This window comes from Pedobacter frigiditerrae (assembly GCF_004331645.1).
Taxonomy (GTDB): Bacteria; Bacteroidota; Bacteroidia; order Sphingobacteriales; family Sphingobacteriaceae; genus Pedobacter; species Pedobacter frigiditerrae.
Genome location: NZ_SJSK01000002.1, coordinates 189,184 through 214,283, shown reverse-complemented (window position 1 = coordinate 214,283; position 25,100 = coordinate 189,184). Strand labels below are relative to the sequence as shown.

The window sequence follows — 25,100 nt, the reverse complement described above, 5'->3', positions numbered from 1 at the left end:
TAATCATTAAATCCCTGTCATATGAAATTGATTTCTACCTTAAATCAACGGTCTATTAGATGGACCGTATTTCTCTTGCATCTTATTTTAATAACGCTATTCTTTAGTGATTCGTATGCGCAAACTAAAATTTATGCAAATACGGCTACTGTTAAATCCGTTCAAGTAGATAACAAAGACAATGCAACTAATGCTACAAATAGTTTCGCTACAGTTAAGTCTTACGGTGGTGCACTATTTGGAGTTGGTAAGTATAGTGGAGAGCTAGAACTTACTTTTCCTGCGCCTGTTCCTGCCAATACAACAACTTTTGTACGTATTGGCTTTGACCCCGATGTATTAAATGCATTACTTGGAGGTAATCTAGGTGGACTGTTGGCCGATGTTGTAGGTGGCATAGTATTGGGAAATCATGCTTTTGAAGCTGGTGCTAGAAATGGAGGAACAACTATTGTTTCTGGAACTAGTTCAAATTCATTTAGTAATGCCAATCTACGTATTGTAAAAGATGCTGATGGCTTGTTTTATGTAGCTATAACACCAAATCAAATATATGATAGAGTTTATATAAAAGATATAACCGATGCATTGCTGTTAGGTTCTACTAACCAAACTTTAGTTTACAATGCATTTTATACTTCGGGAATTGATCCTTGTGCAAATGCTTTTGCAACTGGTTTTGAAGGTAACGGTTTAACTGTGGATGTATTAGGGGTAGGAAAGGCTGGGGTTACCAATCCAGAAAGGGCAATTGACGCTGATCAAACTAACTTTTCTGAGATTAGCTTAGGTGCTTTAGGCGTTGCAGGTTCAATTAGTCAAAATATATATATCTCTACACTTTCAAATCCTGGAGATGAGTTTAGTGTACGTTTACGTGTTAACCCTGCTTTAGTTAGTGCAGGTTTGCTAAACAACACAACAATTACTGCATATAATGGAAACACACAGGTGTTTTCTCAAAATTTAAATTCCCTACTTACACTAGATTTACTTGGGTTATTAAATTCAGGACAAGTAACTAGCGTACCTTTTGTACCAGGTGCGCAATTTAATCGAGTTCAAATTACACTTAATTCACTTCTAAATGCTGGTCTTACGCAAACTGTAGATTTATACAGTGTGGTTAGCTCTGCACCGCGACCTACTTTTTTAGCGCCCTTATCTAATACTATTAATGTTTGTTATAATAACTCGGCTAATTTAGGTGCAACTACTGCTGCAGATAACGAGCTACGTTGGTATGATGTAGCACTAGGAGGAACAGTTTTAGCAACAACAGCTTATAATGGAACTTATGTAACACCAAACCTAACTGCTACCAAAACTTATTATGTAGCCGCTAGAAGAGTTGGATGTACTTCAGAATCAATAAGGGTACCTGTTATGGTAACCGTAAATCCTCAAATGGTTTTGGTTACTACAACCTTATCAAATGCAACGGTAGGTTCGGCCTATTCTAAACAAATTACAGCTGCAACGGGAGGTACGCCAACTTACACATACGCCTTAGCTGCTGGCAGTACTTTGCCAGCAGGTTTAGTGTTGTCATCAAGCGGACAAATTGGAGGGACGCCCACAACTGCAGGAGATTATAATTTTAATATTACTGCAACAGATTCAAAAGGCTGTACCGTAACTACTGCATACACTTTAAAAGTAACGCCAACTTTGGTTCTTGCTCCTGCAACATTGCCAAACGGAACAGTTGGAACTTTATATCCAACACAAGTAATTCCGGCAGCAACTGGAGGTAGCACACCTTACACTTATGTAGCTACAAATCTTCCTCCAGGATTATCATTTAATCCGGCAACAAGAGAAATTACTGGCATACCAACAACCTCAGGGCCTTATGTAGTTAATGTGGTGGCAACAGATGCTGATGGAAATCAAGCAAGTAATAATTATACTATTGTAGTTAAAGACCCATTGGTATTACCTACATCGCCATTGGCTGATGGAACAACTGGAGTAGTTTATGCTACACAAACCTTATTGCCAGCTACTGGCGGTACAGGTCCTTATACTTACAGTGCAATCAATCTTCCTCTTGGGTTATCATTTAACCCTACAACAAGAGAAATTACAGGTACGCCTACAACCGCTGGAACTTATTCAATTCCGGTTACGGTTACAGATGCTGAGGGAAGAACTACAACTTCTAATTACTCAATTAGAGTTAAAGATCCTTTAAGTTTGGCAAATCAAACTTTGCCTGATGGGAATGTGAGTGTTGTTTATCCAACGCAAACTTTACCTGCAGCAAGTGGTGGTGTTGGTCCTTATACGTATTCTGCAATTAATCTTCCTCCTGGTTTGAGTTTTAATGCCACAACTAGGCAGATTATTGGAACACCAACTCAATCTGGAAACTATACCATTACAATGACCGCTACTGATGCAGATTTAAATACCATCAGTAATACTTACGCCTTAAAAGTAATTGGAGCACTTAATTTACCAACCGCAACATTGCCAAATGGAACAGTTGGTACTCCATATCCAACTCAAACTTTACCAGCGGTTACAGGTGGTACAGCTCCATACACTTATGTAGCAACAAACCTTCCTCCTGGATTGAGTTTTAATACATTAACTAGAGAAATTACAGGAACACCAACAACTGGTGGCGTTTATACAGTTTCATTAACTGCAACAGATGCAAATGGAAATGTAGTAAATACAGATTATAGTATAACTGTGGGTGTGCCTGCACCAGTGGTTGCTAATGCAACTATTTGTAGCGGAACAACTGCAACACTTACTGTTACTAATTTACAAGCAGGTGTTACCTATAACTGGTACGGACCAACTGGAAATACACCTTTAACTACAGGTAATAACGGAACGTTTACAACACCTGTGGTAAATGCAACTACTACTTTTTATGCTGAAGCTGTGTCTGGAACTGCAGTTAGCACACGTACAGCTGTAACGGTTAACATTAACCCAGCACCAAATGTGCCTTTAATAACTACCAATAGTCAAATTATCAATAGCGGACAAAGCACTGTTTTACAAGCTACCGCTGGGGCAGGAGAAACAATTAATTGGTATGCAAATGCAAGTGGTGGTGCTATTTTAGCAACAGGGCCAAGCTTTACAACACCAAACCTTACAACAACAACAATTTACTATGCAGGAACCGTAAATGGAACAGGCTGTGTAAGTGCAAGTAGGGCACCAGTAACAGTTACTGTTTTAAATGGACCTGTAAATCCAAATTGTAATGCTGCAAATAGTCAAAATAGTGGTATTACAGGTATTTGTTTATTATGTGGTATAAGCGGTGCTGGAAACTCAACAGACGCAAATTTAACCAATTTCACAAGAATTACTTTAGCGGTTGGTGTGGGTGCACAAGGTTATCAACGTTTAATATTCCCATCAACTGGTGTAGCAACGGATAGTATCCGTTTAGATTTGGCTACACCTACAGGCTTATTAGATTTGTCGGTTTTAGGCGGAGTAACAGTTACTGTAATGAATGGCGGGTCTGTAGTAAATACCTACCAGTTAAATTCGGCATTAATTGATTTAAAGTTATTATCAGCAAATCGCTTCAAAGCAACATTCTTAGCAGGTGGTGTATACGATAGGGTAGAAGTTAGGTTCAGCGCAACTGTTGCCGCATTATCGAGTTTAGATATTTATGGCGCAGAGATTATTTATCCTAAACCCACTGTAGCATCTACAGGTTTAGCTATTTGTTCTGGTAGCACTGCTAGTTTATCTGCAACTCCAAACGGAGGAACAACATTAACTTGGTACAGTGATGCAGTTGGTGGTAGCGTTTTAGCTAACGGAAATACTTATACAACTCCAGCGTTAACAACTACCACTACTTATTATATTCAAGTTAGCAAAGCTGGATGCGCAAATGCAGAAAGAGTACCAGTAACGGTTACCGTAACACCTGTATTAACAGTGCCAGTTGTAGCAGCAGTTCCTTCAACTTGTGAGGGCTCTACTCGTACATTAACAGTTACAAGCCCAAATTCTGCAGTTACTTATAATTGGTTTGAAACTGCAGTTGGTGGACCGTCAATTTTTACAGGTACCTCATTTACTACACCAGCTTTAACAGCTAATAAAACTTATTATGTAGAAGCATCACAAGCAGGGTGTTTAGGTTCTAGTCGTGCAGCGGTTAGCATCACAGTTACACCTCGCCCTGCGGCACCTCAAGTACAATCATCATCTTCTACTGTTAGTCCAGGACAAACTGCTGTATTAACAGCAAGCTCTGCAGATGCAAACGTGAACTTTAACTGGTACACTACATCTAATGGAACAACGCCATTTTACACAGGTTCAACTTTTGTAACTCCTCCATTAAATAGTACAACCTCATATTATGTAGAAAGCTTTAACACCACAACGGGCTGTACTTCTGCAACAAGAATTCAGGTTACGGTTACAGTAGATGGTACCGCACCTATAAACCCTGTTCCTTGTGAGGGAGCTGTTGCTCAAACAAATGGTGTTACAGGGGTGCTAGCTATTTTAGCAGGAGTTTCAAATCCTACATTAGCAATTGATAACGATACACAAACGGGTTCTACTTTAGTTATCCCTGTTGGCTTAGCAGCTTCTGTTTACCAAAGATTAACTTTCCCTACAACATCAAACGTTGGGGATACAGTTCGCATCTTAATCAATTCACCAAGTAAATTATTATCAGCTTCTGTATTAGGAAGCCTACAACTTACAAGTTATAATGCTGGTGTAAGTAATAACGATGCAGTTGCCTCAAATAACCCATTAATTAATTTAACATTACTAAGCGGCAATACTCAAGCACTATTAACCTTTGTTCCAACTGCAGTTTTTGATCAAATAGAAGTAAGATTAAACTCAGGTTTGGTTGGGGCGTTAACATCATTAAATGTAAATTATGCACAACATGTTATTGCTAAACCAGAAGTAGTTTCTGCAAATGTTACAACCTGTGTTGGCCAAACAGCTACTTTAACGGTTAATAATCCAAAAGCTGGTTTAACCTATAAATGGTATGATGCCGCTGGAGTATATCAGACTGGTAAAGACGGAATAAGTTTTACTACCCCTGCCATAACTGTTAATACTAAATATGCTGTTGCCGCAAGCAATGGTTCAGGTTGTATTGGTGCAAAAACAGAAGTTAACGTTACTGCATCTCCACTACCAACCGTACCTGAATTATTATTTGCTACTGTAAATACTTGTGCGGGTAACAATGTGTTGTTGGAAGTTAAAAATCCTGTTTCGGGTACAACCTACAAATGGTACAATGCTGGTGGTACATACCAAGCAGGAATGGATGGAACAAGTTTCACTATCCCTGTAGTATTAGCTAACACAAGTTATTCAGTCGAAGCTGTAAATAGCTGCGGAACATCTGCAAGAGCAACAGCTACTATTACCGTAGGTTCTGTGGATGTGCCAATTGTAACACCTGCTGCAGTTACTGTTAGTGAAGGTTCACCTGCTGTACTTACTGCAAGTTCAAGTACTTCTGGTGCTATATTTAATTGGTATGCAACTGCTGGGTCTGCAATTATTTTACATACTGGTGCAACTTATGTTACACCACCTTTAACTACAACTACAACCTATTTTGTTGAAGCAGTGGTTCCAGGGCCTTGTCCAGCGTCGGCTCGTGCTTCTGTTACTATTACCGTAACGCCAAACGGCACTCCAATTACAACTCCTTGCGGTGCTGCTACTGTAGCATTGGCTGATGGAGTTACTGGTGTTGCATTGTTTGCGGGAGTTTCAAATCCTAATTTAGCGATTGATAATAATACACAAACTGGTTCAAGTTTATTAATGCCTGTAGGTGCGCTTGGTGCATCTGTTTTCCAAAGAGTTGGTTTTGCTGGCGGATTGTCTCACGTAGGAGATACCTTGAGAGTTAAAATTTCTTCTCCAGGAAAATTATTGTCACTAGCTGTACTTCCTACTTTAAGTGTAACAACTTATAATGGCGCTACTAGCAATGCTGATGCAATGGTAGTTAACAATCCAGTAATTAATTTAGAGTTACTAAGTGATGGAAGTGCAATCATTTTAACTTATGTACCAACATTACCGTTTGACGGAGTTGAAGTAAGATTAAACTCTGGTTTAATTGGCGCATTAACTTCTGTAAACTTTGATTATGCGCAACGTATAAATGTTGCACCAAAAGTTACTGCAGCAAGCGCAAGTACTTGTCAGGGAAGTTCAGCAACATTAAATGTATTAAATCCTCAGGTAGGGGTAACTTATAAATGGTATTTAGAAAATACGTATCAAGCAGATGGGGTAACATTTAATACACCAACCTCTCTTGTTGCAGGAACATATAATTTTTATGTGAGAGCATTTGCTTATGGTTGTGAGAGCGCACCAACAAAAGTTGTGGTTACTGTTATCGCTCCACCAGCTCCTCCAGTGGCGCTTGCAGGCAATCCATCAAGAGCTTGTTTAGGTTCGCCAGTTATAATAGGTGTTCAACCAGTAGCAGGTATTACATTTAATTGGTATGACACTAATGGAAATGTATTGGTTCTTAACAATACTAACTATACTACCCCTGCAAATTTGTTGGCTGGAACTTATGATTTCTATGTTGAGGCTGTTAATGGAAGTAGTTGTGCAAATGCTACTCGTACAAAAATCACCATTATTATTAACCCTTCATCAACTGCTGCAGATATTCAAGTTAGTGGAACAGTTGCTGTTTGCGGTTTAACAACAACAACTCTAACCGCAAGTAGTTTAACTGTAACTAGCCCTGTATTTACTTGGTACAGAAATGCGGCATTAACAGATGTAGTTTTCACTGGTGCTGTATTTACAACACCTGCTCTTTCTGCGACAACAACCTATTATGTAACAGTTAGTGGTACAAACAAATGTGCAAATGCAGTTGCTGATGCTAAAGTGGTTACCATAACTATCAACCCACCAGCAACAGCTGCAGATATCAACCTAGCAGGTGTAAGTACTATTTGTGCTGGTTCAGCGGTAAGCTTAACAGCGAGTACAACAACCGTTACTAATCCTGTATTTACTTGGTATAGAAACACTGCCTTAACAGATGTAGCGTTTACTGGAACCACTTTTGTTACTCCAGTGCTAAATGCAAGCACTACTTATTATGTAACTGTAAAAGGCGATAATAAATGTGAAAATACTTTTGGAAATGCACAAGCGATAACTATTACTGTTAATCCGTTAGCACAAGCCACAGACATAGTGATTAGTGGTGCCACTAATATATGCAGTGGCTCTAATACTACCTTAAATGCGAGTTCTACTACAGTAACCAATCCAGTATTTACTTGGTACAATGATGCTAGCTTAACCTCTGTTGCTTTTGTTGGTGCTGTTTATGCTACACCAACTTTAACAGCAGACAAAACTTATTATGTAACTATAAAAGGCGATAATAAGTGTGAAAGTACACCAGCAAATGCCAAACTTGTAACAGTTACAGTTAAGGGTTATGCAACTGCTGCTGATATTACTTTAACAAATTCAACAATATGCGCTGGTAACTCAACTACATTAATGGCATCAAGCTTTACGGTAACTAATCCAGTATTTACTTGGTATAGCGATGCTTCATTAACCGCTGTTGCCTACGTTGGGCCTACTTATGTAGTGCCTCCTTTAAGTACCACTACTAATTTTTATGTAACCGTAAAAGGGACAAATAAATGCGAAAATATACCTGCAAATGCGAAAGTAGTAACCGTGACTGTAAATGCTTTGGCGGGGATGACAGACATTATAGTAAACGGCAATGCTACCGCATGCGCAGGTTCTCCAGCAATTTTAACAGCAACAAGTCCAACGGTAACCAATCCAGTGTTTACTTGGTATGCTGATGCGGCTTTAACTAATCTAATTTACATTGGGCCAACATTTACAAGTCCACCTTTATTTGTTAATACTACATTTTATGTAACAGTAAAAGGAAGCAATAAATGTGAAAATGCTCCTGCAAATGCTAAGGTTATCTCAATCATAGTTAAACCAGTTGCAACCTCTGCTGATATAACTGGTAGTAATGCAACAGTTTGCGAAGGAACATCAACTACTCTTGTAGCAAGTACGACTACCGTAACAAATCCTGTTTTCACTTGGTACAATGATGCAGGTTTAACTTCAGTTGCTTTTGTTGGTGCTTCGTTTACTACACCAAACTTGACAGCTACTAAAATTTACTATGTAACTGTAAGCGGCGACAACAGATGTGCAAACACTTCTTCAACTGCTAAGAATGTAACGGTTACAGTTAATATGGGAGCAATAGCTGCTGATATTAACTTAACTACACCAACGGTAGTATGTGGTTCTGGTAGTGTAAACATTAATGCAAGTAGTGTAACGGTAACTAATCCAGTATTTACCTGGTATAGCGATGCTTCATTAACCACTGCAGTTTTTGTTGGACCAAGCTTTACAACTCCTTCACTTAGTGTTACCACTACTTATTACGTAACCGTAAAAGGAACTAATAAATGTGAAAATACTGCCGCTAATGCTAAGCCAGTAACAATTATAGTTAAACCAATTGCAACAGCATCAGATTTATCAGTTAATGGTACCATATCAATCTGCGAAGGCAATACAACAACACTTACAGCAAGTACAACTACAGTAACTAATCCAGTTTATACTTGGTATAGTAATTCTACCTTAACTAATGTTGTTTTTGTTGGATCTGCTTACACAACTGCTGTTCTAAATGCAACCACTACTTATTATGTAACTATAAAAGGAGATAATAGGTGTGAAAATGCAGCTGGTAATGCGAAAGTTGTTGTAGTAACTGTAAATGCAAAACCAATTAACCCTGTTGTTGCGAATACAGGTAGAGACATTTGCGCTGGAAGCAACACTACATTAACGGTAGAAAATGCTCAAACTGGTGTTACTTACGAGTGGTATAATGCAGCTACAAACGGAACGCTTTTATTTACTGGTGCTACCTATGTAACGCCAGTTTTAAATACAAGTACAACCTATTATGTTCAAGCAGTAAGTGCTGCTGGTTGTGCAAACACTAGCGGAAGAGTATTGGTAACTGTAAATGTTACGCAAAGACCGACTGCACCTACAGTAATCTCAAATAATGTTAATGTTTGTATCGGTAATACAACGATATTAAGTGTAAGCAACCCACAAAGTGGAGTTAATTATACTTGGTATACGTTAGCTAATGGTGGAACATCAGTAGGTACGGGCGCCAATTTTACAACACCAGTTATTACTGCTAATGTGACCTATTATGTAGAAGCTGCTGCTGGTTCTTGTCAATCAACTGCAAGAACATCAGTAACCATCAATGCAATGCCAATACCTTTGGCGCCAGCATCGCTTACTGCAACGAATAATCCAATTTGTTCAGGTAGTACAGCTACATTAAATGTTAACAGCCCTGATGTGAACTTGATTTATAGATGGTATTCAAGCAGTTCAGGAGGTACATCATTATTTGAAGGTAATTCATATACCACACCAATATTAGCTGCCACTACTACTTATTATGTAGAAAGTGTTTCAAAAACAGGTGGCTGTCCAAGTAATACCAGAACTTCTATTACTGTTACTGTGTTGTCTGTATTAGCAGCACCTGTAGTTACTGCACAATCTAAAACTGCAAATAGTGTAACGTTTGCTTGGGGTGCTGTTACTGGTGCAACTGCGTATGAGGTATCGATAAATAACGGGGCAACTTGGATGGTGCCATCTTCAGGAGCAAACGGAACAACTCACGTGGTTACAGGTTTACAACCTGGTCAAAGTGTAACGATCGTTGTAAGAGCAAAAGGTAGTTTAGATTGCCAAACAAGTGCAAATTCTACTCCAGTAACTGGAACGGCAGACAATCCATTTAGTAATGAATTATATGTGCCAAATACGTTTACGCCAAATGGGGATGGTAAAAATGACATTTTCTATGCTTACGGAAATCTGGTGTCTAAATTTAAGATGAGGATTTACAACCAGTGGGGAGAATTCTTGTACGAATCCTTGTCTATTAATAACGGATGGGATGGAAGGTACAAAGGTAATCTACAACCTAATGGTGTGTATGTGTATAATATCGATGTAACCTTTAATGATGGTACAACCAAAACATTTAAAGGAACCGTAACCTTATTAAGATAATGTCTAACCTAAAAATAAAAAAAATGAAATACTTTAAAATATTTATGTTGGCATTAGGACTAAGTCTTTGTGCTAAAGATTCAATCGCTCAAATAGATCCACATTTCTCTCAATATTATGCTAATCCATTATGGTTAAATCCAGCACTAACAGGTGTAACGGACGGTGATTATAGGGTTAACGTGAATGCAAAACAACAATGGGCAAATGTTGGTAAAGGCTATTTAACAGGGGGTGCATCATTCGATATGGCACCCACTAAGAATCTTGCTTTAGGGGCAATGATTATTAATCAACGTGCAGGCGATATCGGTTACAATCAATTAAATGCAGTAGCGTCAGGAGCTTATAGAATACGTTTTGGCAGGGAAGGAGATCAAGTTGTAAACTTTGGAATTCAAGCTGGTGTAATTAACAAAAGTTTTGATCCTTCTAAAATAACACTCGGAAGTCAATATAATCCAATTTTAGGATACGATCCAAGCATGGGGATGAATGAAGACATATCATCATCTGGTTATTTATCGCCGGACGTTAACTTTGGTGTAATGTATTTTGATGGAAGAGGCAATACAAAAGTAAACTCGTTCGTAGGTGCTAGTGTTTCTCATCTTACGAGGCCAAAAGACAAATTTGTTGGTGGCGATGCTCGTTTGCCAATGAGATTTACCGGCCATGGTGGGGCGAGAATTAAAGTGAATTATATGCTAGACATCACTCCGAACTTCATTTACCTTAAACAGGGTAATGCTCAAGAGGTAGCCGGAGGTGCTTATGCTCAATTAATGTTAAGTACAGAATCTGATCTACTTTTTGGTGCAAATTACAGATTAGAAGATTCTGCCATCGCCTTTGTAGGCTTACATCATAAAAGTATGGTTTTTGGTGTAAGCTATGATTTTAATACATCGCAATTAAACCGTGCAACTGGAAGTAAAGGTGGTTTAGAATTATCAATATCCTTTACCAGTAGGAAAGGTATTGTTGGTCCAAGTTTTTATTGTCCTAGACTTTAATCCCCATAGATATGCATTACTTAAAAACAATTTTCATCCTCCTCTTAAGCTTTTCATTTGCAAAAGCGCAATTTGTTTCAGCTGATAGTAAAAGAGTAGCAGACGTTTATTATTTAAACAAGGAATATTATGCTGCGGCAGAATATTACAAAAAAGCATTGCAAATATCTCCAGATAGCCTTGGATTTGTTGTCCCTTACGGATTTGAGAAAAAGGTGTTGGAAGAAAGCCCTAAAAGAGAAGATTATGAATATGCGGTTTTCCAATTAGCTTCTTCTCTAAGATTGTATAAAAATTTTCAAGATGCAGAAAAGTGGTATGCCATTGCCAATAATTTTACCAATTCAAAATATGCTTTAAGTGGCTTTTGGTATGGCGATTGTCTTCGCTCAAATTTAAGGTTCGAAGAAGCAATAATGGCTTATGAAATTTTTATCAAAAAATACACGCTAAACGATAGCTATAAAGAAAAAGCGATTGCAGAAATCGAATCCTGTAAGTTTGCTTTAAATGAAATTAAATATCCTCGTTTATATAAATTGGCAAAACTACCCGCCAATGTAAATCTTTCTGGGTCTAACTATGCCACGGCTTTATTGAATAATACGTTTTATTTTACTTCTTCAAGGCCAAAAGGAACTGGAGGTAAAGATGAAATTTTATCTGGTGTGAATGACAATAAAGTAGTTAAAAAAGCAACGCCCTATATAAATGCCATTTATACTGCACAAGTAAATACTGACACAGCGAAGGTTAGTGTAAGTAGGGTTACTGTTAATGCAAAAGAAATGGAAGTTGCTGCACCGGCTTTACACCCAAGTGGTAACTTAATGTATTTCACGGCTTGGATAAATAAGGATGAAAAAATTAGAAGCATTTACATTTCACGTAAAAGTGCTACAGGGGAATGGTCAGATCCGGTTTCATTAGGGGGTGAAATTAATGTTAATGGTTATAATTCTATGCAACCCTATGTAACTAAAGATGGAAAATATTTTGTTTTTTCATCAGATAGACCTGGTGGTTCTGGTAAGTACGATTTATGGTATGCCTTAGTCAGACCTGATGGAACTACAGGAAATGCTATGAATTTAGGTGATAAAATAAACTCAAAAGGTGATGACCAGGCACCATACTTTAATTCTAAAACTAAAAAATTAATGTTTAGTACTAATGGAAGAGTTGGTATGGGCGGTTTTGATTTCTATGAAACTCAAGGAGATTTTACCAATTGGACAGCTCCAAAAAACTTAGGTTATCCATTTAACTCTGCTAAGGATGATTTGTACTTTACACCATTGGATGAACAAGATAATGAAGGTTATGTAAGCTCTGATAGAGAGTCTATATGTTGCCTAGAGATTTTCCATGTTAAAAAAGATATTTTAACGGTAAACGGAAAGCTAATTGATTGTGAAAGTAAAAAACCATTAGAAGGTGCTAAAATTGTTTTAACTGGAGAAGATATTGAAGAAATGACAACAACTACCGATGCAAATGGAAATTACAGCTTTGGTATTACATCAAATAGAGGCTTTCATCTCAATGCTACTAAGCGTTTATACTTTGCCAAAAACTTAAATTATAGCTTACAACAATTGGTAGCTATAGATACTTTAAAAGGAGAATTATGTTTAGAAAAAATACCAGAGAAACCAATTGTTTTAAAGAACATCTTGTATGAGTTTGACAGTGCAGAACTAACCGATTCGTCTAAAGTTAATCTAAATCATTTATATGATATTATGGTAGATAACAAAGATATTGAAATAGAATTAGGGGCACACACAGATAATATTGGGACAGCTGAATATAATCTAGACTTATCTGAGCGTAGAGCAAAATCATGTGTTGATTATTTAGTAAGTAAAGGTATTGCTCCAGAAAGGATGACGAGTAAGGGTTACGGTTTTAGCATTCCTGTTGCGCCAAACCAATTAGCAAAAGGTAAGGATAATCCTGAAGGTAGGGCTCTAAACAGACGAACAGAATTTAAGGTTACAAAAAAATAGCTGATAAAGGGAGGTTTTAACCTCCCTTTATTATTATTATTGCCTTATTTTAAAGATAGTGCAGGGTTAAAGATCGATAAACTGATGCCTCTACTCTTAAGTAAATACATTCTTTTATGAGTATATTCCTCAACCTTGGATAAATTACCCATTTCATTATAAATGCTAATAATTAAATTATAGGCAAATAGTTCTTGAATAGCCAAGTAATTTCTCTTATAGATATAAAGACACTCTTCGGCATATTGTAATGCCAATTCATATTCTTTTCTGTATTTACTTTGTTCTGCCTTAAAAAATAAAAATACAGATTGAGAATATAATGTTGGTTTAATTCTACTATCTGCATATAAATTGTCTAAAATATTTTCCAGCTGGTCAGTCTTTTTTCCTGGGTTTATCTTTACACTTGCATAAGCAGCAGAACTCAAAAGGTACAGAGAGAATGTGTTTCTAGTTTTAGACATTTTAGGGAAGATTCTAAAAATAGATTTTACAATTTTTAATACTCCTTCAGGAGATCCATAGAACATATTAGCTAAAAACAAATGAAAAAGATTAATTCTATCTTTTGCACTTGGCATACTATCCTCAGAAATTTGAAGTTTATTTGCTTTATAATCTTCAAGAAAATCTAAAACACTACTTTCACGTATTTCAATTCCTTTTAGTTTTAAATAAATAATTTTAATTAATTCATAAGGGTTTAGCTCCCATTTTGAGGCCTCATCCGTTAAATCGTCCATCTTTTCCAATCGTTCAAGTATCTGATTTGGATTTAGACTCATACAATCGAAAATTGCTAAAATAGAATGATATGAAAGTTCAATCTCTTTAGAATCTGCTACTTCAATAAGGCAATTTAAAGTCTCTTTAAAACTAGAATCGGTAAAGTCTAAATAAACAATTTCCTTAATAAGTAACTGATGAACCTTTTGTTCCTTAATTTGATTTGCTAATTCTGGATCACGCTTTTTATTATAACTTAAATTCTCAGCTATGAAATAAATTAAATAATTCTTCTCAAAATTATCTAGATTCAAGCTTAACAAAGCGTTCATTTCTGTTAATTTGTGGCATTTTATCATCAACCTTGCAGACCATTGCAAAAGCTGGAAGCGAACTTGATTTCCTATATATTCATCATTTATTAATTCAAAAAACCGATTATCCATTTGATGGTTAAACAGTTCGTATAATTCGATAAACAAAAAATATTCATAAATATGGGGTTGTATAAACCTTACGTTCTCTATTGAAAAATTAGCGTTTAATTGAACCTCTTCCATCAAAATACCGTCGGCTAATAGTTCGTCATAAGCGTTTTGAAATACCGGTATTTGCTTAAATAAATCTACTTTGCTTACTGAATAACCTCTTCTTCCATAATTGGTTAAATGAACTATTTTTTGGCAAAAAAGAGCCTTTTCTGTTGCGTAGGTAGAATTGTAAATTTTTTCCTTAATAAATCGAGCTATAATTTCATAATGAATAATATTGGTATAAGATTCAAAATTTGGATACTCTTCTCTTAACCTGTAATACCATTGAATTTGAAATGGGAATTTTAAGTGAGATTTTAAACTTTCGCTAATCTTCGAAAAATCTGTTGGACTTATTTTATTAAAGATTTGTTCAACTTCTACTTCAGTCAAAGGAGGAACATTACTATTGTCTGTAAGATAACTTCCAGCAAACCACTTATTTTTTAAATAGGCAACGTTTTTAAATGACTCATAAAACTCAATCCATTTAGCAGATCTCATACTCAAAATTAATTTAATACTATTGTTATCCCCAATGCTAGAAATTAGATTTAAGATATTATCAAATATTTTAAGTTTGGATGTTTTATTGATAACTAATTCGGAGAAACCGTCTATTATGATATTGAGTTTTATTCCAAACTTTTTATATTGTTCATTAAAAAAAGAATTTAAGTCAGTACCAGGATGAAGACCAATTTTCGCTTTTACTTTATCTTCTAAACTAATTTCTTGTTGTTCTTTGTTAAATAAAGAATCTGCTGAAAAGAAAACGGTTATATCTTTTTTAAATGGTGCAGTCTCATCAATAAACATTTCTTGAACTAAATGACTTAATAATGTACTCCTTCCATAACCAGGCTGCGAAATAAAAGCTGTAAAGCTGTATTTGCTTGGTCTAAAAAAAATATAATCGTGATTAGCAAACTTTCTTGGAATAGTCATTTTATACGGAACACTGCAACGATTACGAATACTTTGCAGTGTATGGCCAGTAATTATCTCCGCATTTGCTTTTAACAAGCTAAGTTCATCATCTTCAGCTATTGAGCTATCTGATAGTTGAGTTACATTTTCCTGATATCCAACATATTCTATTAGTGAATTGATAGTGAATTTTGAAAATTGGTGTTTGATCTCGGCAAAACCGAATAAGCGTTTTATAGTAGTTTCACTAATGTTTTTTTTAGTTTCTTTTTGTATGGACATGGAGATTATTCGACAGTCTGAGGGACTGATGACTTTTATCTCAGCTTTTACTAAAATTAAACGCTTTAATTCTTGTAAAATCAACGTATATGGCATAGTACAATAGGATGTTTGGCTTGTGTTTTTTCACTAATATAAAGATTTTAAACTTAAAAATATGCAATAAAATAGATTGCAATTACTTCCTTGTATTTTAAAGGATAGTGATATAACTATTTAATTTTTTTACAACTTTTAGGAATAAAACTAATCAAATTTAAGTTTTTACGAGCTAATAATAGGTAAATATTTTATGGAAATATGCTTGTTTAATTGGTTTTTTCGAAGTTTTCAAGTAGTTATAGGTGTTCGTCCCGAAAACATGCCTTTTCGTCCCGAAAATATACCTTTATGTATAAGTCTTAGTTTTTAGGATTCTAGAGTTAACATTTTTAAGGAATTATTTAAAAATGAATCATGAAAATTGAAATTGGTAGTATTCTTAAAAAGTTTAGAAAGAAGCACAAAGTTAACCAGGCAGATTTAGCAAAATATCTCTTGATAAGTAGACCAACATACCTAAGATATGAGCAAAATACAATTGAGATACCATTATCAAAACTTTTCGAAGTGGCAAAATTCTATAATGTTGACATTATAGATTTGATAAGATTAATTGAAATGGAGAAGAGTAAGAAGGATGTAAATTTTGCTCCTTTCAATGAGCAGGTTTTAATTTTCTCTGCACAAGCAATTTAGTTAAATTCGCCCATTTTCGGGACGAGTCTTATTAATTTCTATTCTAATAGGTGGATTTTCTTGACGAGATATAAATTTTGTTTTGGAGAAACCGCCTTTTTTCTACATATTTAAGTGGATTAGAATAGAAAGATGTATAAGTGCATAATAATTGACGATGAGCCCCATGCAATAGAAGGACTAACAAAGTATATAGATTCCCTTTCGGAACTTGTTTTAACTAAAAGTTATATCGACCCACTATTGGCTTTAAAAGATTTTGATCGGATAGAATCTGTCGACATTATATTTTTAGATATAGATATGCCTAAAATAAATGGCATTGAATTATCAAAAGAAATTAGAAATAAAACTAAAAAACTTGTTTTTACCACTGCACACACCAAATATGCTTATGAAGCTTTTGAAGCGAACGCAGATGCTTTTTTACTGAAACCTTATTCACTTGGTAAGTTTATTATCACCATTAATAAACTATTTCCAGAAAAAGCAATTGATGAAAAAGTTGAAGAAAATACAGGGATAAAAAAGGATTTTTTCTTTGTAAAAAGTAAGGAAGATGATCTTAAAATTCTAAAGATCAGATATGCTGATATTGTCGCGATAGAAAGTAAACAGAATTATGTAATGATTTATACTTTAACCAAAAAAGTATTAACCTATATGTCCCTAACCGAAATTGCCAAAATTTTAAATACAATGCCTGGCTTTATGCAATTACATAGAAGTTTTATCATTAGTTTAGATCAAATAGAAACGATAGACGGAAGTTTGGTGAAAATGACAAACGGCATTAGAATATCTGTTGGGGATAATTACCGTAAAGAATTCAATGCATTTGTGGCTGATAAGTTGATAAAAACGGGAAAACAAACGTAATCCCGTTTTATTTTACTTATGAAACATTCCTGATGATGTTTTTAAAGTCGATGTAGTGTCCGTTGTTGGATCCGTAGTGTCATTCGAAAACTGTGTTTTAACATTTTTTAATGATTTGTAAACAAACAATGTGTTTTGAGTGATTTTAATAACTTTTTGTTTCATAATTTTAATTTTTATGAAACTTAGCTTTGCTTTTAGGTCAAATAAAAAAAATTATACATACGCATATATTTTCTACACTAAATGGCTTTTTTTACTAAATGGATATATAAATCGGCCCTCGAAAATAAGATTCACATATTTGTATGGGTTTTTTATATGTTATATGAAACAGTTATAAGTTTCATATTATTTAATAATCTTGTCCATCCTCTTATTTATATTGTACATTATGTTGTAAGTATCCTTCTGTTTTATTTGCATTCTAATTTGATACTCCCATGGGCACTAAAAAACAAGTTTGATGTTTTTTGGAGATTGCCTTTAGTTTTGGGTTTTCAAGTGGTGTTGTATATAATCTCTCATTATATAGCGACCTTTTTGCTTCTAACTTTAGAAATAAGTGCAACCAAGGATAAACTAACTCTAGACTCGATCTTCATCGCAAGAAATCTTTATCGATGTATACTCTTTATGGGTTTTTCAACTGGTTATTACTATTTAAAAACCTATTTAAAGGAGCGGAAAAGAGCTGAAAATTTAGAAAAAGAAAGATTAGAGAAAATTATTCAACAACAAAAAATAGAACAAGAATTAGTGATTGCTCAAAATGCCTTTTTAAAAGCCCAGATCAATCCTCATTTTTTATTCAACACCCTAGATTTTATTTACCATAATGTAAATAAATATTCAGAAACTGCAGGAGACGCAGTTATCAAATTAGCTCAAATGATGCGTTTTGCCATAGACTCAAATGAGATGGAGCAAACCATTTATTTAGCTTATGAAATTGAACAGGTAGAAAATCTTTTGTATCTCTACCAAATTCGAAAAAATAACGATCTAAATATTCATTTTGCTTATACTGATGAGGTAAAACAATTTCGTTTAATACCCTTGGTTGTGCTTACCCTGGTTGAGAACATTTTTAAACATGGCGATATTAGCAATGCGGAGGATATTGCCTTTGTTAATTTAGAAGTTAAAAATGATCTCTTAATTATTCAGGCAGTTAATTTGATTAATGTTAATAAAATAAAGGGCAGCAATAATTCAGGCCTAAATAACATCCAAAAAAGATTAAACTATGCTTATGGAGATAAAATCATATTTCAATACCAAGTAATCAGCAATCATTTTAAAGTAGATATTAAAATCCCAATCAGCTTTTTAAAATAGCCTGTTTAGTTTGCAATATCCTTAATAGATAATGATAAATAATAGTTTCATAAACTCTTTGGTCGGTTATAAATAGCCTGTTAATATGCATGTGAATTAAATCAGCTAATATATTTTCCTTTGCCAAATCATCTTCGCAATTACTCATGATCTTTATAAATAGTTGTTCTTGTTTTTTAAGCAATGCAACTGGTAAGTGGATGCATAATTTTTCTAAATCATCTTTAAATTGATTGAATGCTGTATTTATTTTTTTAAAACTTGTTGAATTTAAGTCCATTTCAATTGCAAAGCTTTTGGCTACGTTTTTAACGAATAAAATTTGCTTGCCAATATCATTAAAAGAATAAGCAATTAAAGGCTGTAAAACACTTATTGAACTGGCAATTAATTGTTCTTCAGTTGTTGCGTATTTGATGAATCGCATAACACATTTACTATCGATATTAAAAAACTGTTCCACCAAAAACATTCGTTCTGCACCATAACGCTGTGTTTCTTTATGGTAAGTTTTGATTTTAAAATCACTAATAAAACCTTTCTTTATTTCTGGTTGTATTAACTTTTGCATGGCAGTTAACAATTCAAAACCAGTATTAGTGCTTTTTAAATGTAAACGTAAGCGGATGTGTGGTTTTGGATCGGTATAACGAATAAAAAACCATTTTTTAAGCTGATAATTATTTGCTTTTAAGAATGAATTAATAAGACCTAATAATAAATAATTGCTTTTGGCAGGGTGGCAATAGATTTCAAAATACAACCATTCAGAACCAGGTAAATAGACCTCGTTGGGCAGATTTAGCTTCGTAGAACTAGCATTATAAATTTGATTTTGGTGTTTGTAATTAACTATGTACTGGGGATGGTAGCTATTATGATATTCATCTTTAATATAGTCACTTTGATCTAACAGCGCTTCTGTAATATAAAATTCCTTTTGCTGTTGTTTACAATAGTTTAAAAACATCCCTAAATCCTCATCATCATTGGAGTTAAAGGTTAAGTATTGATCGGTATGCCCAACTGAAAATGAAATGACCTGCTTTTCTGCTAACCAGTTTTTTATATCAATAAGATTTTTTTCAATGTTTGAGGAAAAAAGCCACATCGCCGGAGAAATAATAATATCTTTAAAGTTAACCCTTGGGTAATGCTCAAGTCCTGAAAAGAAATCATGTAATTTAAAGCTAAGGCTTGTTAATAAATTTTGAGATTGAATATCACATAATAACCGATAAATTGCCAAGTCTGAACGGGTATAATTATATGCTGAGGCAATTCTCGGCATTAATCTTTTCCCTAATTTTTTAGATTTCAAAATAACTTCATTTTGTTCAATGGTTACCAGTAAATCACTAAGATCTAAAGGATTTTCAGTGTCAGGCCAAGTTAATATAGGTAATTCATAAGGGTACAATTGTTTTCTCCTGTTTACATTATCAACTTTTTTTTCTGCCTGATAGGCAATGTCAAAAAATAGCACATTGGCATTAGCATTAACCTCTGAGTTGGTAATTTCCCTTCCATAATTTTCTATTTCATCGCTACACATGGTAAAGCGTCCCAATAATGAATTTGCAGTACATCCACCGGTGTGAGCTAAAACTGGTTGACCCTTATATAAATGAAATATCAAACTAAAAGTATTTGGTAGAATAGCTATTTCTTTAGAATCAGATTCAAATTCAGCCAGATCAATTGTAGCGCTAGCTATTATTTTTTTTAATAAAAATTGTTGTAGTTTACCATAGTTAATGCTTTCATTACTATGATTATGCCTAGCAGTTTTAATGTCGTCTATTAATGTATTATTGTTAATTAATTGAGCCAAATTACCATAGCCAATTCCAATTTCTGGATCCATAACAGTCGTTAAACTCAGCTCTTGGTGCTCGAATCTTTTATTAAACGAGTTCTTAAAATTTGTTAAATCGGCAGGCTGATAAGTTTTGAAATTACGAGTGAAAAAATCAATCATCTCTGGTAAATGTTTCAATTGTTTGCCATCAAAATTCCCACTTAATAATGCCCTTTCGGCTATAATATAATTGCTAGCTTTAATAGGATAAGAAACATTTAACTTAGAAAAATAATCTTTGCCTATAATATTTGCTTGTAAATTGGTGTGTAGTAATTGTAAATCTATCAGTTGTTGTAGTAAGTCAACCGTACTTTCATTATCCATATCAAATGAGTGTTGCATCAATTCATATATCACTTCAGGGCTAGTTTTTCGCTTACAAGTGAGCAGAATGGCATTAAGTTCAGGTAATGCACCTACGGTAGCTAATTCGAATAAGCCACTTAAACTTTTAATGTATCTAATCTCTTCTGCTACAAAATAAATGGATGAATTGCTCAACAGCTCTTTCACATTGTGAAGGGAATTAGATTGATGTTTCTCTTTTTGGCCCCAATCTACCCAGTGGTGGGCTTTCGTTTTATTTCCGATAAATAAAGGTTCTCGTTTGTCAAAAGAAAGCGGTACTAATGTTAACGAGGCAAAAGAGCCAAAAGGAGTAGAACGATATTTTGCTCGGTTAAAATATTTCCAAATGGTAAACTTAGTTTTACTTTCAAGTTGCTCTAAATCAGTTGCTTTATAATCTTTGATCAGCTCGTAAAAATCTGGTGACGATTCTTCAATTTTAGACTTTAGTTCTTCCCAAACTTCTGCTAAAGTTTGGTTAATGCCAAAAGCAGGCACACGACAAATAATTTTGTCGAAAGGGGAAATTTTCATAAGTTAATTTTATAGAATTCAATATCTATAAAATTAAATGAATGAAAACTCTAAAAGGTTTAAAATTGAGCTAGCTAGAGTTGATTAAGTAGGACTTAATAGGTAGTTGAGCTATTTATTAATTGCTATTTAACATTTTTGTCATATTTCTCATAAAGCGTTGCAGCAATGAGCTCTCTCTAGTTATGATCTCGGCATCAGCCATCATGCCTGGCTTTAGTAATATGGGATGGGCACTGTCTTTTTGCTCAAAATTAGTGAAGTCTATTTTAGCTATGAATACACTATCCTTTAACGCGGCATCTGTGATATAACTGATCTTTCCATTAATGACACCGTATTCCTCAAAAGGAAAACTACGCATCTTTATCAAGGTTCGTTGGCCCAAGCTTACCTTGCCCATGTTATATTGAGGGATTTGAACCTCTCCGAAAAAATTAGTGTTTCCAGGATTAACGACGAACAGCTCTTGGTTAAGGTTTACATTTTGGTTTTCTTGCAAAATACCCGCATAACCAACACGACCAGCCAATGGCGATAAGACCACATATTTCATAATCCAGCTATCTGTTTCATTCATCATTGTACTTAATGCCTGCCTAAACTTAGATTGTTGTTCCTTTATCGTATTGTTTAAAGTGGCTACCTCTTTTTCCTTTGCCAAATAAGCTGAATTATTATTGAGTAAGGCAGTTGCGGATTGTTGCAATGGATATTTACTGGAAAGGTATTTATTCTCTTGTTGCTTAAACTCGCTGTTTGAAATAACGTTCTTGCTCTTCAATTTTTGATAGGCTTTATATTCTTCTTCTGCATTGGCATATTCTTGCTCTTGAATCTTTTGTTGTTGATTGATCTGGTTTTGCAGCTTGCGTATCTCTGTTAAGTCTTTTTCTAGGTAAGCCTTCTGGGTTAAATAAAAGCCGCCGTTTTGCGTATTGATAAAAGCCAGGTACTCTTGGTAAAAGAATTGATAGCTATTTTGCAGTTCGCCAAGGTTTAAACCTGTGGTTTCTAGATCTTTTGATATAATTGGCTGTGTAGTATTTAATTTTTGCTGTAAGAATTTTAATTTTTCTGAAAAACCGATTACATCTTTATGATTAGCCGTACTTTCAAGAAATGCCAAGGCTTGTTTATCCTTTACAACTTCACTATCCTTAACTAATATTTTAACCAACTTGCCAGCTTGATGAGCGATAACAGCCTTTGGAGAGTTCAGTGAATTTACCTTTAATGAGGTTTTTACAATATCAGGATAGCGGATAAAAGCAGACAAGGCAATGATCATGAGCAGTATCAAAAAGATTATAGCGATCCCCCTTCTTAAGATCCAAGAGGGTACTGCTGTAATGATTTCATTTACTTCTTCGCTGGTTTGGATGCTTTCTTCTGTTTCGCTTATGCTGCTTTTTCGTATTCGAGAGGACATAGGAGGGATGGTTTCATTAACCTCATCGCTGATTTGCTTGTTTATTACACTAATTTCTGGTTCCATGACGTTAGTTTAGCTCTAATTGATTTTTAACCAATTGATAATATTCTCCCTTATTGTGTGTTAATTGGGCGTGCGTGCCTTGCTCTATGATTACACCCTTATCTAGTACCACAATATGATCTGCATTTTTAACGGTACTGAGCCTGTGTGCCACTACGACAACCGTTTTGCCCTTAAAGAATTCTTCCAAGTTCTGCATAATGATACTTTCGTTATTAGCATCTAGGGAATTGGTAGCTTCATCGAAGAAGATATACTCTGGATTTTTGTAAACGGCCCGGGCTATCAAAATTCTTTGTTTTTGGCCTTGGCTAATGCCATTGCCCTCTGCACCAATTTTGGTACTTAAACCCAAAGGTAATCCCTCTATCAAATCGGCAATGTTAGCCATTTTAATGGCATGCTGTAACTTAACCATATCTGGGTATTCATCAGCCACGGCAATGTTCTTGGCAATCGTATCAGAAAAGATAAAGCCGTCCTGCATTACCGTTCCACACTTGCCTCGCCAATAACGGTAACCAATTTGGTCTAAATTTGTGGCTCCTACTTTTAACTCGCCCTTTTGTGGACTGTAAAACCGTAAGAGAAGCTTTAAGATAGTGGTTTTGCCACTACCGCTCATCCCAACGATTGCGGTGGTTTTACCTTCATGAATATCAAGATTGATGCCCTTGAGCACAGGTTCGTTGCCGGCACCAGGATAGGTAAAGCTCAAGTCTTTAATGCTGATGCTTTTGTTGGTGGGTAACTCTTTTAAAAATACTTTGTCTACAGGTTCCTCATCATCCATTTGATGGATTTCGTTTAACCGCTCTAAACTGATCTTGGCATCTTGTAACTGTTGGATAAAACCTAATAATTGCTCTATGGGGCTGTTAACCTGGCCTACTATATATTGGATGGCCATCATGCCGCCCAAGGTTAAATCTCCATCAATTACAGCTTTGGCCACCAAAAAAGTGATGACGATGTTTTTGCCTTCGTTGATGAAAAACGTGCCTGCCTGTTGAACTTGACCTAATGATAAACTCTTGATGCTGTATTTAAACAAACCAGCCTGTAAGCGTTCCCATTCCCAACGTTTTTGCTGTTCGCAGTTATTGAGCTTAATTTCTTGCATACCGCCAATCAGTTGTACAATGCTACTTTGGTTCTTGGAAGAAATATCGAAGCGTTTAAAATCCAAATCTCGTCTCCTTTTCAAGAATGCCATTACCCAAAGCGAATAAACCACGCTACTCAACAAGAAGATGAAAAAGATATTAATATTATAATAAGCCAGTACGCCTGTAAATATAACCAGGTTAAACATGGAAAAGATGATGTTCAGTGTACTGCCGGTCAAGAAACTCTCAATCCGCTTCTGGTCGTTCATTCTTTGCATTATATCTCCGGTCATCTTGGCATCGAAGAAACTCATAGGCAGTTTCATCAACTTGATTAAAAAATCAGTAAGGATAGAAATATTGATTCTTGTACTGATGTGCAATAGGATCCAAGAACGGATAAACTCTACACTTGTTCTACCCAAAAACAGCATGGTTTGCGCAATGAGGATAATATAGATGAAGTTAAGGTTACGGGTATTGATGCCTATATCTACAATAGATTGGGTTAAAAATGGAACAATTAATTGCAATAAACTCCCAACGCCTAGGCCCACAAACAGTTGAGAAACCAGCTGTTTGTAACGGTAGAGGTAACGCAATAGGTAGGCAAAATTAATCCCATCGGTTTTATCTCCTTCTTGTGCATATAACTCGGGCGTAGGGGATAACATTAAGGCAATGCCCTGGCTATGCCCATTATTGTGTGTACTTAACCAATGTTTGGTAAATTCCCCTTTTTTGTATTGGATTAAACCCTTTGCAGGATCTGCTATATGGTAAATGTCATTTTTAATTCTGTATAAGACCGCAAAGTGATTTTGATTCCAGTGGATGATTGCGGGTAACTCAATTTCATTCAATTGAGCCAAGGTAAGCTTGGTTCCAGTGGTCCTGAAGCCAATTTTTTCTGCTGCCTCGCTAATGCCCAAAAGTGACACCCCCTCCCGGTTAATGCCAGAGATTTCCCTTAACCTTTGCAAACTGAAATTTTTGCCATAATGTTTGGCTACCATGCGTAGGCAGGTAGGACCGCAGTCCATTTGATCAGGTTGTTTATAGAAGGGGAAGTTTTTCAAGATATTTTTAGTTTATAGATTTATTCGATATAAGTTGATTATAGACAATGTCGTCC

Annotated in this window: 10 protein-coding genes; 6 read left to right on the top strand and 4 right to left on the bottom strand. The window is 35.2% G+C overall.

Annotation, left to right across the window (positions count from 1 at the left end):
• The first annotated feature begins 21 nt into the window (after positions 1–21).
• The 3 genes from EZ428_RS08045 to EZ428_RS08035 are packed head-to-tail and all read left to right on the top strand — an operon-like array spanning position 22 to position 13,180.
• On the top strand, positions 22–10,152 hold the full coding sequence (locus EZ428_RS08045) for an Ig-like domain-containing protein (protein WP_131552642.1): 10,131 nt from the start codon (positions 22–24) through the stop codon (positions 10,150–10,152).
• 23 nt (positions 10,153–10,175) lie between these two features.
• Entirely contained in the window at positions 10,176–11,168 is a 993-nt protein-coding gene (locus EZ428_RS08040) for a PorP/SprF family type IX secretion system membrane protein (RefSeq protein ID WP_131552641.1), read from the top strand.
• Positions 11,169–11,179: 11 nt separating this feature from the next.
• Positions 11,180–13,180, top strand: coding sequence for an OmpA family protein (locus tag EZ428_RS08035; RefSeq protein WP_131552640.1), 2,001 nt, complete (start codon positions 11,180–11,182; stop codon positions 13,178–13,180).
• A gap of 44 nt (positions 13,181–13,224) precedes the next feature.
• On the opposite strand, the gene EZ428_RS08030 is transcribed toward EZ428_RS08035, so the two are convergent.
• Entirely contained in the window at positions 13,225–15,750 is a 2,526-nt protein-coding gene (locus tag EZ428_RS08030) for an NACHT domain-containing protein (RefSeq protein WP_131552639.1), read from the bottom strand.
• Between the two features lie 360 nt (positions 15,751–16,110).
• Here EZ428_RS08030 and EZ428_RS08025 point away from each other — a divergent pair, with 360 nt between their 5' ends.
• The 3 genes from EZ428_RS08025 to EZ428_RS23965 all read left to right on the top strand — a co-directional run bounded on the left by EZ428_RS08025 (position 16,111) and on the right by EZ428_RS23965 (position 18,612).
• Positions 16,111–16,392, top strand: a complete 282-nt coding sequence (locus EZ428_RS08025) for a helix-turn-helix domain-containing protein (RefSeq protein WP_131552638.1) — start codon at positions 16,111–16,113, stop codon at positions 16,390–16,392.
• A gap of 132 nt (positions 16,393–16,524) precedes the next feature.
• Complete coding sequence (locus tag EZ428_RS08020; protein WP_131552637.1) at positions 16,525–17,271, top strand: LytR/AlgR family response regulator transcription factor; 747 nt, start codon at positions 16,525–16,527, stop codon at positions 17,269–17,271.
• A gap of 636 nt (positions 17,272–17,907) precedes the next feature.
• A complete protein-coding gene (locus tag EZ428_RS23965) occupies positions 17,908–18,612 on the top strand; it encodes a sensor histidine kinase (RefSeq protein ID WP_165501733.1) in 705 nt (234 codons plus the stop codon).
• On the opposite strand, the gene EZ428_RS08010 is transcribed toward EZ428_RS23965, so the two are convergent.
• From EZ428_RS08010 to EZ428_RS08000, 3 genes are all read right to left on the bottom strand, one after another.
• Positions 18,596–21,358, bottom strand: coding sequence for a lantibiotic dehydratase (locus EZ428_RS08010; protein ID WP_131552635.1), 2,763 nt, complete (start codon positions 21,356–21,358; stop codon positions 18,596–18,598). The genes EZ428_RS23965 and EZ428_RS08010 overlap by 17 nt on opposite strands.
• Positions 21,359–21,476: 118 nt before the next feature.
• On the bottom strand, positions 21,477–22,856 hold the full coding sequence (locus EZ428_RS08005; protein WP_131552634.1) for an HlyD family secretion protein: 1,380 nt from the start codon (positions 22,854–22,856) through the stop codon (positions 21,477–21,479).
• A 4-nt stretch (positions 22,857–22,860) separates the two neighbouring features.
• Positions 22,861–25,044 (bottom strand): peptidase domain-containing ABC transporter, encoded by a 2,184-nt coding sequence (locus EZ428_RS08000; RefSeq protein WP_131552633.1) that lies wholly within the window; start codon positions 25,042–25,044, stop codon positions 22,861–22,863.
• Positions 25,045–25,100 lie beyond the last annotated feature (56 nt).